Origin of the sequence: Serratia sp. CY71090 (assembly GCF_052166845.1) — a bacterium.
GTDB lineage: Bacteria > Pseudomonadota > Gammaproteobacteria > Enterobacterales > Enterobacteriaceae > Serratia > Serratia nematodiphila.
This window is the reverse complement of sequence record NZ_JBJNOA010000007.1, coordinates 56,139-72,145: the sequence shown is the minus strand read 5'-3', so window position 1 is coordinate 72,145 and position 16,007 is coordinate 56,139. Positions and strand designations below refer to the sequence as shown.

Here is a 16,007-nt window from a genome sequence, read left to right as displayed (position 1 = left end):
TGCCGTCGGCGACCGGACGCTTCAATTTCCCCAAGTCGCCCCCCAAGTCGCCCCCCAAGTCGCCAGGCGACCTTGCCTTCGCACCCAGGAAACGGAAATAAAAAAGGCGCCCGCAGGCGCCTTTTCACAGCACAGAGCCGTTTACTGCAGTACGGAGATATCCGCCACCTGCAGGAACAGTTCACGCAGTTTGCTCAGCAGCGTCAGACGATTCACGCGCACTTCCGCATCGTCCGCCATTACCATCACGTTGTCAAAGAACGCATCCACCGGCTCACGCAGCGCAGCCAGTTCCACCAGCGCTTCCTGGTAGTTGCCCGCCGCGAAGTACGGCTGCAGCTTGTCGCGCAGCACCACCAGGTGGGTCGCCAACTGGATCTCCGCCGCGTCCTTCAGCACCGAGGCGCGTACGCTGTCGTTCAGCGTTTCGGTAGATTTGGCCAGGATATTGGAGACGCGTTTGTTGGCCGCAGCCAACGCCGCCGCTTCGTCCAGCGTGCGGAAGTGGGATACCGCCTTGACGCGTGCGTCAAAGTCGGCCGGCTTGGTCGGACGGCGCGCCAGCACCGCCTGAATGGTATCGACCGCGTGGCCTTCTTCCTGATACCAGGCGCGGAAGCGGCCCAGCATGAATTCCACCACCTCATCGACCACTTTGGCGTTGGTCAGCTTGCTGCCGTACAGGCGCACGGCCTCTTCGGTCAGGGTCTGCAGATCCAGCGGCAGGTTTTTCTCGACGATGATGCGCAGCACGCCCAGCGCGGCGCGGCGCAGCGCGAACGGGTCTTTATCGCCTTTCGGATGCTGCCCGATGCCGAAAATGCCGGCCAGGGTGTCCATCTTGTCGGCGATCGCCAGGGAACAGGCCACCAGCGACTGCGGCAGCGCATCGCCGGCGTAGCGCGGCTGATACTGTTCGTTCAGCGCAACGGCGACGTCTTCCGCCTCACCGTCGTGGCGCGCGTAGTGCATGCCCATCACGCCCTGGGTGTCGGTGAATTCGAACACCATGTTGGTCATCAGGTCGCACTTCGACAGCAGGCCCGCGCGGGTGGCGTGGTTGACGTCGGCGCCGATCTGGCCGGCAACCCAGCCCGCCAGCGCCTGAATGCGATCGGTCTTGTCGCGCAGGGTGCCCAGCTGCTGTTGGAACAGCACGGTTTCCAGGCGCGGCAGGTTGTCTTCCAGACGTTTCTTGCGATCGGTGTTGAAGAAGAACTCGGCGTCAGCCAGGCGCGGACGCACCACTTTCTCGTTACCGGAAATGATCTGCTGCGGGTCTTTCGACTCGATATTGGCCACAAAGATAAAGTTCGGCAGCAGTTTGCCCGCGGCGTCATACACCGGGAAATACTTCTGATCGCCCTTCATGGTGTACACCAGCGCTTCCGCCGGCACCGCCAGGAATTTCTCTTCGAATTTGGCGGTCAGCACCACCGGCCATTCCACCAGCGAGGCCACTTCTTCCAGCAGGCTGTCGCTCAGATCGGCTTTGCCGCCAATCTTCTGCGCCGCCAGTTCGGCGTCGCGTTTGATGAGGGCTTTACGCGCTTCGTAGTCGGCGACCACTTTGCCGCGCTCCAGCAGGATCTGCGGGTATTGGTCGGCGTTATCGAGGGTGAACTCGGCTTCGCCCATGAAGCGGTGGCCACGCACGGTGCGCGCAGATTCGATGCCCAGCACGGTGCCCGGGATCAGATCGGCGCCCAGCAGCATCGTAACGGTGTGCACCGGACGCACGAACTGCACGTCGGAGTCGCCCCAACGCATCAGTTTCGGGATCGGCAGTTTAGCCAGCGCGGTGCTGACCATGCCGGCCAGCAGTTGTTGCGCCGACTGGCCTTTGACGTGGGCGCGGTACATCAACCACTCGCCCTTGTCAGTCACCAGGCGTTCAGCCTGATCGACGGCGATGCCGCAGCCGCGCGCCCAGCCTTCGGCCGCTTTGCTCGGTTTGCCTTCGGCGTCGAACGCCTGGGCGATCGCCGGGCCGCGTTTTTCAATTTCGCGATCGGCCTGCGCCGCGCTCAGGTTGGCCACTTTCAGCGCCAGGCGGCGCGGTGCGGCGAACCAGCTCACTTCACCGTGTTCCAGGCCGGCGTTGTCCAGCTCGGCGGTGAAGTTGGCGGCGAAAGATTCCGCCAGGGAACGAAGAGCCTTCGGCGGCAGCTCTTCCGTGCCGATTTCCACCAGGAAAGTCTGTTGAGTCATGGCTGCCTCTTAGTTCTCGTTCTTCTTGTTGCACATCGGGAAGCCCAGCGCTTCGCGGGAAGCGTAGTAGGCTTCGGCAACGGCTTTGGTCAGCGTGCGGATGCGCAGAATGTAGCGTTGGCGCTCGGTCACCGAAATCGCCTTGCGCGCGTCCAGCAGGTTGAAGGTATGACCCGCCTTCAGGATGCGTTCGTAGGCCGGCAGCGGCAGCGGTTTTTCCAGCGCCAGCAGCGATTGAGCTTCTTTCTCGTACTGCTCGAAGCAGGAGAACAGGAAGTCGACGTCGGCGTATTCGAAGTTGTAGGTGGACTGCTCCACTTCATTCTGATGGAACACGTCGCCGTAGGTGGTGACGCCCAGCGGGCCGTTGCTCCACACCAGATCGTACACGCTGTCCACGCCCTGGATGTACATCGCCAGACGCTCCAGACCGTAGGTGATCTCGCCGGTCACCGGCTTGCACTCCAGGCCGCCGACCTGCTGGAAGTAAGTGAACTGCGTCACTTCCATGCCGTTCAGCCACACTTCCCAACCCAGGCCCCAGGCGCCGAGCGTCGGGTTTTCCCAGTTGTCTTCCACGAAGCGAATGTCGTGGATGGTCGGATCCAGACCCAGCTCTTTCAACGAGCCCAGGTAGAGTTCCTGAATGTTGTCCGGCGATGGCTTAATCACCACCTGGAACTGGTAGTAGTGCTGCAGACGGTTCGGGTTTTCACCGTAGCGGCCGTCGGTCGGGCGGCGAGATGGCTGCACATAGGCGGCGGCCATCGGCTCCGGCCCCAGTGCGCGCAGGCACGTCATCGGGTGTGAGGTTCCCGCGCCGACTTCCATGTCCAATGGTTGAACGATGGTGCAGCCCTGGCGCGCCCAATAATCCTGCAGTGTCAGGATCAGGCCCTGGAAGGTCTTGGTATCAAACTTTTGCATGTTGAATTCGCACGCGATACAAGTGGATTTAGATGGAATGAGCCAGTATACCCGTTGACCGTAAGATATACAGCCAGAATCCGGCAACAAGTGCGAATCGGGGCGAGAAACGCTGGATTTTCGCGCGCGGTGCGCGCAGGACAGGGCACCGGTTAGCCGGCTAATTTCACCGGCGACGAACGGGGCGAAAATACGGCTCGCCAAAAAACATTAGAATAACTTAACAAAAAACGAGACTAATCGTTGCTTAAATCGTCACTTATTCGCCCGCAGCTCCTGTTCTCACCAACCCTATTTACGCAGATTGAAATGCACACATGCTTATATTTGCCACAGGAAAAAGTTACGCCAATGTTATTTTTGTTAATTTTATCAACTAAAAAACTCGCCTCACCGGCAGATAATGTGACTAACCGCCAAATTATTTCTTATATCGTGAAAAATAAGGAGAGATCACGCGATGGGCCGCTGCAGCGACTCGAGGAGAAACAAGCGGATATGTAATACGCCAACAATGAGCCACATAAACCCATTGACAGTTAATCTTTGGTTATACAATAATAATTAAAATTTTCCCTGGTGTTGGCCAAGTGGCTACCTGATCCTTTCATAGGATCAGTTTTTTTTTGTATTTCCGTCAGCATCATGACGGCCCGCATAATTAATTCCCGCCCGCTTCCTCTTAATTAGTTTCCCTTATAAGAACGTATCGCTTACGCAATGCCATTTAGCGCGCCTTTGGCAAACGCGCTCTGCAGGCACCCCATTCAAAAACGCGCGCTGACGCCGACGTTATACATAAACTGCTCGCCGCTGCTCAGCCCGCCGGTTTGCGAGACGGTGGCGAAGGCCGATACCCTGTCCGTCAACGGCATGTTGGCCCCGAGCGTGACATCCACCCAGTTTTTGTCCTGGCCCGCACTGTCGCGAGTAAATGAGGTTTGCGTCGATTTCAGGCCGCCGCCGGCGCGGTAGACGTCGTCGCCGAACTGGTGCTGATAACTCACTTCCGCATAAGGGTTAAACACGCCGAATTGCGTATCCAGCCGCCAACCCAACGCACCGATCTGCGAGTGGTAGGTTTGATCGTTGAAGCGCATGGCGGTGCTGTCATCGCCGTCTTCGCTGTAACCGGAAACGCGGCTGTAATCCCAGGCGAACTGCGCCACCGGCCCGGTGGTCAGGTAAGAAGCGATCGGGAAGTCATAGCCGGCGGTCACGCGCGCCCCCCACTGCCTGCCGGTGGTCGAACCGGTTTCGGTGCGCGTCAGCGGCCCCAGCCGCATGCTGCGGCGGATGTCGTCATAATCCATCGTCGCATAGTGCAGATCGGCGTTGACCCAGCCGTGCTCGAATATCGCCAGTGAACTGAAAGCCGAGAGCAGCAGCCCGCGCGCCTTGTAATCAAAGCGGCTGGAAGGATGCTGATCGTCGTTGGAACCGGCGATCAACGCGCCGATCAACCAGCTGTCGGTCAGCTGATAGTCCACGCCGACGGTCAGGTTGTGGGTGGTGGCGTTGCCGTCCCCCGCGGCCCGGTTATCGGCATAGTCGTAGTGCTGGCCAGCGTAACCGCCGAACACGCCCAGCGAACCCTGCGGATTGTCGCCGTTGCGCAGCTGCTGGAAACGGCTGTCGAGCGTGGCGCGGCTGTCGCGCGCCATCGCCGCCGTCGCCTGATTCAGCGCCACCACCTGCGCCGGGCCATCCAATACCGCCTGGATATAATCCGCAATCAGCAGGTGCGCCTGTGGGCTGGGGTGGAAATGGTCGGAGAACAGATAGGACTGGCCGGCGTCGAAGCCAGGCATGTCGGAACGGCAAATCGCCGAAGAAACGCCTGGCGGGCAAGCCATGCCGGCGGTGTTGGCGAAGCCGAACTGCGCCGGATTGGCGATCGCTTCGGCGAACAGCTTGTTGACGTCCACCCGCACGATATTGCCGCTCCCCTGCGCCAGCAAACGGTCTTCGCTTTGATTATAGAAATCGGTCAGCTGAGCGGCCTGCGCGCTCAGGCCGTCATACGCCGCGATAAGCTGCGCGGCGATCGCCTGCTGCACCTGAGGAATGGCGCTGCCCTGCTTCGCCGCAGCGGCCAACGCTGCGTGGATCGCCTGCGTGCGTGAAGCGTTGTCCGGCGTCGCCACCGAATTAAGCGTGGCATAGGCCGCCTGGATCGCCGCCCCCTGCACCGGTGACAGCGCCTGTTGAATGATCAATTCCATCAGCTGCGGCGTGGAGCCGATGTTCGGCACCGTCGGCACGATCACCGTGCCGGCGCCGGCGTTCAGCAACGAATGCACCTGCGCGGCCGCCGCGGCGGCGCTGTTATAGGCCACGCCGGGCGCAGTAGCGGCATTCAGCGCCGCCGCCGCCAGATCGTTGCCGCCGATCCAATGAATATACAAACCGTCGCCGTCGGCCTGGCCATTGACCCGGCTCAGGTAACGCTGCACCTGCTCCTGGGTGTTGTCGGCCGGGTTCAGTCCCGGCACCGCCACGGCGCCGCCGGCGGCGTAGTTCTCACCGCCGTTGTCCGAAGCCACCAGCGCCGCCCCGATGCGCTGCGCCAACGCCTCGTCGTACAGCAGGTGCTGGCTGCCGTCATAGGTGAACCGGCCGTTGTTGCCGGTATCGCTCAGGCTGTCGCCAAAGACGTAGAGTTGATCGTACGCCTGAGCCGGAAGGGTCACACTGCAAAGTAACGCCACTGCAAGCGCCGCCGGGCGGGGCATGCACGTTATTTTTAGAGGCATGAATCGACTCCTGAGAGCCTGCAAATGAAGGCCATGTCGTTTTTATCGTTGGTCAGTTTTCCACCGGCCATGTAGTAACTATTGTCGGCTTTTTCGTCACGTCAAGCGGGCTGATGACAAAACAATCAGCGACTTGCCAAGTTCGGCGCTTCGAGCGATGATTACTGTTCATAAACACAGCATAAGGACATTCAGGATGGCAGACGAACGTTGCGGTTGGGTGACGGCCGATCCGTTGTATCTCGAGTATCACGACAAGGAATGGGGCGCGCCCACCACCGACGCGCGCGAGCTGTTTGAAATGTTGTGCCTCGAGGGGCAGCAAGCCGGCCTTTCCTGGATCACCGTCCTGAAAAAGCGCGAGAACTACCGCCGCGCTTTCCACGGTTTCGATCCGCAGCGGGTCGCCGCCATGACCGAACAAGACGTGGAAAACCTGCTGCAGGACAGCGGCATCATCCGCCATCGCGGCAAGATAGAAGCCATCATCACCAACGCCAAGGCCTATCTGGCGATGGAGGCGGCCGGGGAGAATTTCGTTACCTTCATTTGGGACTTCGTCGGCGGCCAGCCGCAGCTCAACCGCTGGCAAGCGCTGAACCAGGTGCCGGCCAAAACCGAGCAGTCCGACGCCATGTCCAAGGCGCTGAAAAAGCGCGGCTTCAAGTTTATCGGCTCCACCATCTGTTACGCCTTCATGCAGGCCAGCGGGCTGGTGAACGATCATCTCACGGGGTGCATGTGTTACCCAAAGCCACGGTGATCCGCCCCTGTGGCCCGGAGGATATCGAACGGCTGATGGCGCTGTGGCTGCCCAGCACCATCGCCGCCCATCCGTTCGTGGCGGAAAAATACTGGCGTGAGAGCGCCGCGCTGGTGCGGGAAAACTACCTGCCGCGCGCGCAAAGCTGGGCCTGCTGGCACGAAGGCGAGATCGTCGGCTTTATCAGCGTGCTGGACGAGCAGTTCATCGGCGCGCTGTTTGTCGATCGGGCGTTTCACGGCCGCGGCGTCGCCCAGGCGCTGATGACGCACGTGCAGCAGCGCTACCGCCGACTCAGTCTGGAGGTGTACCAACAGAACCTGCGCGCCTGTGCGTTCTACCACAAGCACGGCTTCCAGATAACGCAGCGCCTGTTCAATGATGAAACCCAGGCCTATACGCTGATCATGAACTGGCCGGCAGTCGAAAACTCAACCGGTTACGCTTAAAAAAGGCGCATCCGCACCCCGGATGCGCACAATTAGGAATCCGCTGCATGGCGCCGCCCGGCGTTTTGCCGCATAACTCCCCCAGCACTTACCCGCGCTCATCATTTGTCACGTTTTTTTCCGGAACTGCCGGCGAAACCGCGCGTCATAGGTAGCGCGGCGATGCGGGCTTCCTGCGTCACCCACTTTTTTGCGTCCCCGTTTTGGGCCGGCGCGTACAGATTCTGATGCCATTAAGGACAAGAACATGAAAAAACGCATTGCAATTATTGCCGGCGCCGTGAGCCTTACGCTCGCGCTGTCGGCCTGTACCACCAACCCTTACACCGGTGAATCCGAAGCCGGCAAATCCGGCATCGGCGCAGGCCTCGGCGCCGCACTAGGCGCCGGCGTCGGCGTGCTGTCCTCTTCCAAGAAAGATCGCGGCAAGGGTGCGCTGATCGGCGCAGCGGCCGGCGCAGCCCTCGGCGGCGGCGCAGGCTATTACATGGACGTGCAGGAAGCCAAGCTGCGCGACAAGATGAAAGGCACCGGCGTCAGCGTCACCCGTCAGGGCGACAACATCGTGCTGAACATGCCGAACAACGTGACCTTCGACAGCAGCAGCGCCACGCTGAAACCGGCGGGCGCCAACACCCTGACCGGCGTCGCCATGGTGCTGAAAGAGTATCCGAAAACCGCGGTCAACGTGGTCGGCTACACCGACAGCACCGGTTCCCGCTCGCTCAACATGAACCTGTCGCAGCAGCGCGCCGACGGCGTAGCCAGCGCGCTGATCACCCAGGGCGTGGCGGCGAACCGTATCCGCACCACCGGCGCCGGCCCGGACAACCCGATCGCCTCCAACAGCACCGCGGAAGGCAAGGCGCAAAACCGCCGCGTCGAGATCACGCTCAGCCCGCTGCAGTAATCCCGTGCGGGGCGCCACCTGCGCCCCGCCGCCCCCCCTGCGATTTTCTCCTTACCCTTCAACATTCCCGCCCGCACATCGGGTATGGTAGTCTCCTTGGCAATTAACCGCAGGAGGGATCGGCTGTGAGCACTGTCAAGGCAACGCGCGCATCGGGACGCGCCACCATCAGCGATGTGGCCAGCATCGCCAAAACCGGCAAGACCAGCGTGTCGCGCTATCTGAATGGTGAACAACACCTGCTTTCCGACGATCTCAAACAGCGCATCGAACAGGCGATCCAGCAGCTCGACTACCGGCCAAGCCAGATGGCGCGCAGCCTGAAGGGCGGCCAGACCCGCCTGATCGGCCTGATCCTCGCCGATATCACCAACCCCTACTCGGTGGACGTGATGCGCGGCATCGAGGCCGCCTGCCGCCAGCACGGCTTTACCCTGCTGGTGTGTAACACCAACAACGAAGTCAATCAGGAGCAGCACTACCTGCAGCTGCTCAGCAGTTACCGGGTGGAAGGCATTGTGGTCAACGCGGTCGGCATGCGCGAGGAAGCGTTATCCACGCTGCAACAGTCGATGCTGCCGATGGTGTTGATCGACCGCAAAATCCCCGACTTCGCCTGCGACGTGGTGGGCCTGAACAACCGCGAAGCCGCCACCGTCGCTACCGAACACCTGTTGCAACAAGGTTTCGAAGCGATCCTGTTCCTCAGCGAGCCGCTCGGTACGGTCAATACCCGCCTGGAACGCCTGCACGCCTTCAGGCATACCATGGCGCAGCACCCCGCGCTGTTGGCGGAGCAGGCCGAAACGCCGCTCAACGATCGGCAGAAACTGGAGCAGGTGCTGAGCGATTTCAGCGGCCGCCACCGCGGCATGCGCAAGGCGGTGATCTCCGCCAACGGCGCCCTGACGCTGCAGGTGGCGCGCGCCATGCGTCGGCTCGGCATCCAGTGGGGCAACGACATCGGCCTGCTGGGCTTTGACGAACTGGAGTGGGCGGAACTGGCGGGCGTCGGCATCACCACGCTGAAACAGCCCACCTACCAAATGGGGCACGCGGCACTGGAGCGGCTGGTGCAGCGCATTCAGGGCCTCGCCGCCCCCAGCGGCGAGCAGATGTTCTCCGGCGAGCTGATCGTCCGCGGCTCCACCACCCGCTAACCCGCCTTTTCCGGGGCGTTGACCGCCCCGCCCTCACCGGCTGTTTTTTGCTCAGCTTCGTGATTGCGATCATATTTTTACACTCTGCCGCTTTTCGCTGGAACCGGTTCCATTTAACGTACCGGTAACAGCAGCGGCGGCGACAATGCCGCCTCAGGAGTCAAAATGAAAACAGAAATCATCGTGGTCACCGGCGCCTACGGCACCGATACCGTCAAACAACACGGCGGCCAGCGCGCGCTGTTGCCCCTCATCGCCGGCGCTGGCGCCGACGGGGTGGAGATCCGCCGCGAACTGTTCGCCGCCGGCGAGCTGGACAGCCTGCCGGCGCTGGCGCAAGAGATCGATCGCCAGCAGCTGTTTGCCGTCTACTCCGCCCCTGAGGCGCTGTTCACCCCGCAACATACGCTGACCCCCAACCTGCCGGCGCTGCTGGCGGAAGCGCAGGCGCTGAACGCGCGCCAGCTGAAGCTGTCCCTCGGTCATTTCCGCCCCGGCTTCGATTTTACCGAGCTGAAAGTGGCGCTGGAGCAACACCCGGTCAAGCTGGTGGTCGAGAACGACCAAACGCCGGACTGCGGCATTTTGTCGATGCTGAACGCCTTTTTCCACGCCGCGGAAGATAGCCATCTGCCGGTCAGCATGACCTTCGATATGGCCAACTGGCTGTGGGTGGGGCAAGACGCCTTCGCCGCCGCCGAGCGCCTGGCCCGCCACGTCGGTTACGTGCACGTCAAAGCCGCCACCCAAGGCCCGCGCGGCTGGCGCGCCGTCGCGCTGGACGATACCGACGGCAGCTGGCGCGATCTGCTGGCTCGCCTGCCGCACGATGTGCCGCGCGGTATCGAATTCCCGTTGCAGGGCGATGACCTGGAGGCCGTCACCCGTCATTACGTCAATATTTTGCGTGCGGAGTAACCCCATGATGACAACGTTAACGGCAACGACGGCGCAGCAGACGCCCCTGGATGTGGTCACGCTGGGCGAAGCCATGGCGATGTTCGTGGCGGCGCAAACCGGCGACCTGGCGGAGGTGGAAACCTTCACCAAACGCATCGCTGGCGCCGAACTGAACGTGGCGATCGGCCTGGCGCGTCTGGGCATGAACGTCGGCTGGGTCAGCCGCGTCGGCAATGACTCGTTCGGCCGCTTCGCCCTGCAGCAGCTGAAAAAAGAAGGCATCAACTACCGGCAGGTGACGGTCGATGGCCACTATCCGACCGGTTTTCAGGTGAAATCCAAAACCATCGATGGTACCGATCCCAGCGTGGAATACTTCCGCAAGGGCTCGGCGGCCAGCCACCTGTCGATTGCCGATTTTAACCGCGAGTATTTCGGTTCCGCGCGCCACCTGCACCTGAGCGGCGTGGCGGCGGCGCTGTCCGGCGAATCGCTGGCGCTGTGCCACCATGCGGCGCGCGAGATGCGCGCCATGGGCAAAACCATTTCGTTCGACCCCAATCTGCGCCCGGTGCTGTGGCCCAGCCGCGAGGTGATGATCGAGCAGCTGAACCAGCTGGCGTTCGCCGCCGACTGGGTGCTGCCGGGGCTGAAAGAGGGGCAGATCCTCACCGGCCAATCGACGCCGGAAGGCATCGCCGATTTCTATCTGGAACGCGGCGTGCAGGCGGTGATCATCAAAACCGGCCCGGACGGCGCCTGGTTTAAAACCGCCGCCGGCGATAAGGCGGCGGTGGCCGCAGTCAAGGTCGACAACGTGGTGGATACCGTGGGGGCGGGTGATGGCTTTGCCGTCGGCACCCTCAGCGCCCTGCTGGAAGGCAAAACGCTGGTACAGGCGGTGCAGCGCGGCAACAAAATCGGTTCGCTGGCGATCCAGGCCATCGGCGACAGCGAAGGCCTGCCGACCCGCGCGGCGCTGGCCGAATAACAATAAAAAAACGACTTCTCCGCATGACGTCAGCCTCTGGCCCTACAACCGGGACGCGTCGGGAGAGCATCTGCCCCTTCTTCTGGCATGCCGGGCGAAGGGGATGCAACACCACTGAAGGATACTGAACATGAACAAAGCGACTGTCGCGGCCAAACGCTGGTGGTACATCATGCCCATCGTGTTTATCACCTACAGCCTGGCCTATCTCGATCGCGCCAACTTCAGCTTCGCCTCCGCCGCCGGCATCAATGAAGATCTCGGCATCACCAAGGGCATGGCCTCGCTGCTTGGCGCGCTGTTTTTCCTCGGTTATTTCTTCTTCCAAATTCCCGGCGCCATCTACGCCGAACGCCGCAGCGTCAAAAAATTGATCTTCTGGTGCCTGATCCTGTGGGGCGGTTGCGCCTCGCTGACCGGCGTGGTGAGCAATATCCCGATGTTGGCCGCCATCCGCTTTATCCTCGGCGTGGTGGAAGCGGCGGTGATGCCGGCGATGCTGATCTACATCAGCAACTGGTTCACCAAATCGGAGCGGTCACGCGCCAATACCTTCCTGATCCTCGGCAACCCGGTGACGGTGCTGTGGATGTCTGTGGTGTCAGGATACCTGATCCACGCCTTCGGCTGGCGCGAAATGTTCATCATCGAGGGCATTCCGGCGGTTATCTGGGCGTTCTGCTGGTGGGTGTTGGCGAAAGACAAACCGGCGCAGGCCGGCTGGTTGAGCGCCAATGAGAAACAGGCGCTGCAACAGCAGTTGGACGAAGAACAGAAAGGCATCAAGGCCGTGCGCAACTACGGCGAAGCCTTCCGCTCACGCAACGTGATCCTGTTGTGCGTGCAGTACTTCGCCTGGAGCATCGGCGTGTACGGCTTCGTGCTGTGGCTGCCTTCCATCCTGCGCAGCGGCATGCAGATGGGCATGGTGGAAGCCGGCTGGCTGTCGGCGGTGCCTTACCTGGCGGCAACCATCGCCATGATCGTCGTCTCCTGGGCGTCGGACAAAATGCAAAACCGCAAGCTGTTCGTCTGGCCGCTGCTGCTGATCGGCGCGCTGGCGTTCTTCGGCTCTTACGCCGTCGGCACCAACCACTTCTGGATCTCCTACGGCCTGCTGGTGGTCGCCGGCGCCGCGATGTACGCCCCTTATGGGCCGTTCTTCGCCATCATTCCGGAAATGCTGCCGAAAAACGTCGCCGGGGGCGCCATGGCGCTGATCAACAGCATGGGCGCGCTGGGTTCGTTCTTCGGTTCGTGGTTCGTCGGTTACCTGAATGGCGCCACCGGCAGCCCGGCGGCCTCTTACATGTTTATGGCCATCGCACTGGTGGTGGCGGTGGTGCTGACGCTGATCGTCAAGCCCGCCCGCAACGAGATCCAGCCACAATTGGCTTGATCCGGTTATACTTTTTCTCTGTTAACCCAACCGGGGGGGCGCCATGCCCCCTTTGGCCCAGCTGGAGTTCGTGATGAAGCCTTCTATCGTATTGTACAAAAGCCTGCCCGCCGATCTGCGTGAACGTCTGGAACAGCACTTCACCGTGCACGCCTTCAACGGCCTGCAGCCGGAGAACCGCGACGAACTGCGCCAGGCGCTGCAGCAGGCCGAAGGGATCATCGGTTCCGGCGGTAAAATTGACGAAGCTTTCCTGCAGCAGGCGCCCAAACTGCGCGCGGCCTCGACCGTTTCCGTCGGCTACGACAACTTCGACGTCGAGGCGCTCAACGCCCATAACGTGCTGCTGATGCATACCCCGATGGTGCTGACCGAAACCGTCGCCGATACCATCATGAGCCTGGTGCTGGCGACCGCGCGCCGGGTGGTGGAAGTGGCGGAGCGGGTGAAGGCCGGCGAATGGCGCGGCAGCATCGGGCCGGACTGGTTCGGCGTCGACGTGCACCACAAAACCATCGGCATCCTCGGCATGGGGCGCATCGGCCTGGCGCTGGCGCAGCGCGCGCACTTCGGCTTCGGCATGCCGGTGCTGTACAACGCCCGCCGCACGCACGAAGAGGCGGAGCAACGCTTCAACGCCCGTCGCTGCGATCTGGATACCCTGCTGGCCGAATCGGATTTCGTTTGCATCACGTTACCGCTGACCGAACAAACTTTCCATCTGATCGGCCGCGATCAGCTGGCGAAAATGAAGAAAAGCGGCATTCTGATCAACGCCGGCCGCGGGCCGGTGGTGGATGAGCAGGCGTTGATCGAAGCGCTGCAAAACGGCGTGATCCACGCCGCCGGGTTGGACGTGTTCGAGAAAGAGCCGCTGCCGGCCAATTCGCCGCTGCTCAGCATGCCGAACGTGGTGGCGTTGCCGCACATCGGCTCCGCCACCCATGAAACCCGCTACGGCATGGCCGCCTGCGCGGTGGATAACTTGATCGCCGCGTTGACCGGCACGGTGAAAGAAAACTGCGTCAATCCGCAGCTGTTGCGGAAATAACTCAGCGCGGCCGGTGGTCTGCGGATAACCGGCCGTGTTGCTCTTCCTGCTGCGGCGCGAACAGCGCCTGCAGCTGATGTTCTTCGGCGAAGTGCTGCAATTCGGCATCCTGAATTGCCCGAACGATCTCTTCTCGCCAGTTTTTGTCCGTCATCGCTAACCTCCTTTGATGTTCATCGTTTAATCTGCCGCAGCGCGCGCGCAAAGCCAAGCCGAATCAATCCGAAAACGCTCCGCCCTTCTCCTCCTCCCCGAAAAAACCTCGCAGGGAGGAGGCCATTTTTCCGCCGTTTGCCACACTGGCGCTACCCAGCGGAAAAAACGCTTCCTGCCACGCGTAAGGAGAGCCATGAAACTGTTACCCCTGCCCTTGTTGATACTGCTGTCGCCTTCGGCGCTGGCCGGCTGGACGTTGCCGGGTTTCCCGGCCTTCGACGAAACTGCCGCCGGGCTGTTCGCCAGCCAGGCCGCGCTGCCCAAAGGCCAGCTGCCGCTACGGCTGTATCAGGATAACCGCTGCTGGCAGCCGGCCGAGGCGGTGAAGCTTAACCAAACGCTGTCGCTGCAGCCCTGTGGCGCCCATCCGCCGGTCAGCTGGCGGCAGTTCCGCGCCGGCGATTATCAGGTGCGCATCGACACCCGCAGCGGCACGCCGACGCTGCAGCTCAGCCTGAGCAGCGCGCCGGAAAGCGCCGCCGTTGCCGTGCGCAGTTGCCCGCGCTGGGACGGCAAGCCGGTCACGGTCGACGTCGCCTCCACCTTCGCCGAAGGCGAAACGCTGCGCGATTTCTATTCCGGCCAAACGGCGCAGGTGAGCCAGGGGAAAATCACGTTGCAGCCCGCCGCCGCCAGCGGCGGCCTGTTGCTGCTGGAATCCGCCGCCACGGCGAAACCGGCGGCGTTCAGTTGGCATAACGCCACGGTCTACTTCGTGCTGACCGATCGCTTTGAGAACGGCAATCCGGCCAATGACCACAGCTACGGGCGCCGCAGCGACGGCCTGCAGGAAATAGGCACCTTTCACGGCGGCGATCTGGCCGGCCTGACGCAGAAGCTGGATTATCTGCAGCAGCTCGGCGTCAACGCCTTGTGGATCAGCTCACCGCTGGAGCAGATCCACGGCTGGGTCGGCGGCGGCACCCAAGGCGATTTCCCGCATTACGCCTATCACGGCTATTACGCGCTGGACTGGACGCGCCTCGACGCCAACATGGGCACCGAACAGGAGCTGCGCACGCTGGTCGAGCAGGCCCATCAGCGCGGCATTCGCATTCTGTTCGACGTGGTGGTGAATCATGTCGGCTACGCCACGCTGGCGGATATGCAAACGTTCCACTTCGGCTCGCTGTATCTGCAGGGTGCAGAGGTGGAGAAAACCCTGGGGAAAAGCTGGAACGACTGGCGCCCCGGGCCAGGGCAAAACTGGCACAGCTTCAACGACTATATCAATTTCAGCGACAAGGCGGGCTGGCGCCCATGGTGGGGGAAAAACTGGATCCGCACCGACATCGGCGACTATGACGCGCCGGGCTATGACGACCTGACAATGTCGCTGGCCTTCCTGCCGGACATCAAAACCGAAGCGCCCGGCGCCAGCGGCCTGCCGCTGTTCTATCGCCACAAACCCGACACCGCCGCTCGCGACATTCCCGGCGCCACCACCCGCGATTACCTGACCGTCTGGCTCAGCCAGTGGGTGCGCGATTACGGCATCGACGGTTTTCGCGTCGACACCGCCAAGCACGTGGAAAAACCGACGCTGGCGCTGTTGAAGCAGCGCGCCACGGCGGCATTGGCGGCGTGGAAAGCGGAGCATCCGCAGCAGGCGCTGGATGACGCGCCGTTTTGGATGACCGGCGAGGCCTGGGGCCACGGGGTGATGAAAAGCGACTATTACCAAAACGGCTTCGACGCGATGATCAACTTCGATTTCCAGGACCAGGCGTCGCAGGCGCTGGGCTGCTTTGCCGACATCGATGCCACCTACCGGCAGATGGCCGAGCGGCTGCAGGATTTCAACGTGCTGAGCTACCTCTCTTCACATGACACCCGGCTGTTCTTCGCCAGCGACGCCAAAGGCTCGCAGGTGCGCCAACAGCGGGCGGCAAACCTGCTGTTGCTGGCGCCGGGGGCGGTGCAGATTTACTACGGCGATGAAAGCGGCCGCCCGCTCGGCCCAACCGGTTCCGATCCTCTGCAGGGCACCCGCTCCGACATGAACTGGCCTGAGTTGCAGGGGGAAAAAGCCTCGCTGCTGGCCCACTGGCAACGGTTGGGACAGTTCCGCGCTCGCCATCCGGCGATCGGCGGCGGCGTGCAAACCCCGCTGCCACACGCCGCCTACTACGCCTTCAGCCGCCGGCTCGGCGACGATAAGGTGATGGTGGTATGGGCCGGCGAACGGTCACAATAATCCAGCGTAATATGCTGACAATCGGCCGATGAGCGAAGCTTTTGCCCACTGGTCGATTTGTCGGCCGCATTGCAGAG

13 protein-coding genes are annotated in these 16,007 nt (G+C 62.0%); 9 read left to right on the top strand and 4 right to left on the bottom strand.

Going from position 1 to position 16,007, the window contains the following annotated elements; all coding sequences use genetic code 11:
- Positions 1-141: 141 nt before the first annotated feature.
- The 3 genes from glyS to ACJ8OK_RS14425 form a co-directional block, all read right to left on the bottom strand.
- The gene (glyS, locus tag ACJ8OK_RS14435; RefSeq protein ID WP_082997389.1) at positions 142-2,211 is read right to left on the bottom strand and encodes a glycine--tRNA ligase subunit beta; all 2,070 of its coding nucleotides are present in this window, start codon (positions 2,209-2,211) and stop codon (positions 142-144) included.
- Positions 2,212-2,220: 9 nt separating this feature from the next.
- The gene (glyQ, locus tag ACJ8OK_RS14430; RefSeq protein ID WP_004933966.1) at positions 2,221-3,138 is read right to left on the bottom strand and encodes a glycine--tRNA ligase subunit alpha; all 918 of its coding nucleotides are present in this window, start codon (positions 3,136-3,138) and stop codon (positions 2,221-2,223) included.
- A 767-nt stretch (positions 3,139-3,905) separates the two neighbouring features.
- On the bottom strand, positions 3,906-5,894 hold the full coding sequence (locus tag ACJ8OK_RS14425; protein ID WP_060558025.1) for an autotransporter outer membrane beta-barrel domain-containing protein: 1,989 nt from the start codon (positions 5,892-5,894) through the stop codon (positions 3,906-3,908).
- A 196-nt stretch (positions 5,895-6,090) separates the two neighbouring features.
- On the opposite strand from ACJ8OK_RS14425, the gene ACJ8OK_RS14420 reads away from it, so the two are divergent.
- From ACJ8OK_RS14420 to ghrB, 8 genes are all read left to right on the top strand, one after another.
- On the top strand, positions 6,091-6,657 hold the full coding sequence (locus tag ACJ8OK_RS14420) for a DNA-3-methyladenine glycosylase I (protein WP_033631404.1): 567 nt from the start codon (positions 6,091-6,093) through the stop codon (positions 6,655-6,657).
- Positions 6,654-7,106 carry an N-acetyltransferase gene (locus tag ACJ8OK_RS14415; RefSeq protein WP_015376160.1) on the top strand — a complete coding sequence of 151 codons (453 nt, stop codon included), beginning with the start codon at positions 6,654-6,656 and terminating at the stop codon, positions 7,104-7,106. Before ACJ8OK_RS14420 ends, ACJ8OK_RS14415 begins: the two co-directional genes overlap by 4 nt.
- Before the next feature lie 247 nt (positions 7,107-7,353).
- Positions 7,354-8,016 carry an OmpA family lipoprotein gene (locus ACJ8OK_RS14410; protein WP_033631402.1) on the top strand — a complete coding sequence of 221 codons (663 nt, stop codon included), beginning with the start codon at positions 7,354-7,356 and terminating at the stop codon, positions 8,014-8,016.
- 125 nt (positions 8,017-8,141) lie between these two features.
- A complete protein-coding gene (locus ACJ8OK_RS14405) occupies positions 8,142-9,176 on the top strand; it encodes a LacI family DNA-binding transcriptional regulator (RefSeq protein ID WP_004933951.1) in 1,035 nt (344 codons plus the stop codon).
- A gap of 165 nt (positions 9,177-9,341) precedes the next feature.
- On the top strand, positions 9,342-10,094 hold the full coding sequence (locus tag ACJ8OK_RS14400; protein ID WP_442530654.1) for a sugar phosphate isomerase/epimerase family protein: 753 nt from the start codon (positions 9,342-9,344) through the stop codon (positions 10,092-10,094).
- Positions 10,095-10,101: 7 nt separating this feature from the next.
- On the top strand, positions 10,102-11,067 hold the full coding sequence (locus tag ACJ8OK_RS14395) for a sugar kinase (protein ID WP_033633515.1): 966 nt from the start codon (positions 10,102-10,104) through the stop codon (positions 11,065-11,067).
- 130 nt (positions 11,068-11,197) lie between these two features.
- Positions 11,198-12,466 carry an MFS transporter gene (locus ACJ8OK_RS14390; RefSeq protein ID WP_049187072.1) on the top strand — a complete coding sequence of 423 codons (1,269 nt, stop codon included), beginning with the start codon at positions 11,198-11,200 and terminating at the stop codon, positions 12,464-12,466.
- Between the two features lie 73 nt (positions 12,467-12,539).
- Entirely contained in the window at positions 12,540-13,517 is a 978-nt protein-coding gene (ghrB, locus tag ACJ8OK_RS14385) for a glyoxylate/hydroxypyruvate reductase GhrB (protein WP_442530664.1), read from the top strand.
- 1 nt (position 13,518) lies between these two features.
- Here the strand turns inward: ghrB and ACJ8OK_RS14380 are convergent, their stop codons facing one another.
- Entirely contained in the window at positions 13,519-13,671 is a 153-nt protein-coding gene (locus ACJ8OK_RS14380; RefSeq protein WP_015376155.1) for a hypothetical protein, read from the bottom strand.
- Between the two features lie 195 nt (positions 13,672-13,866).
- Between ACJ8OK_RS14380 and ACJ8OK_RS14375 the strand changes: the two genes are divergently transcribed.
- Entirely contained in the window at positions 13,867-15,930 is a 2,064-nt protein-coding gene (locus tag ACJ8OK_RS14375; protein WP_033631398.1) for an alpha-amylase, read from the top strand.
- Positions 15,931-16,007: the final 77 nt, after the last annotated feature.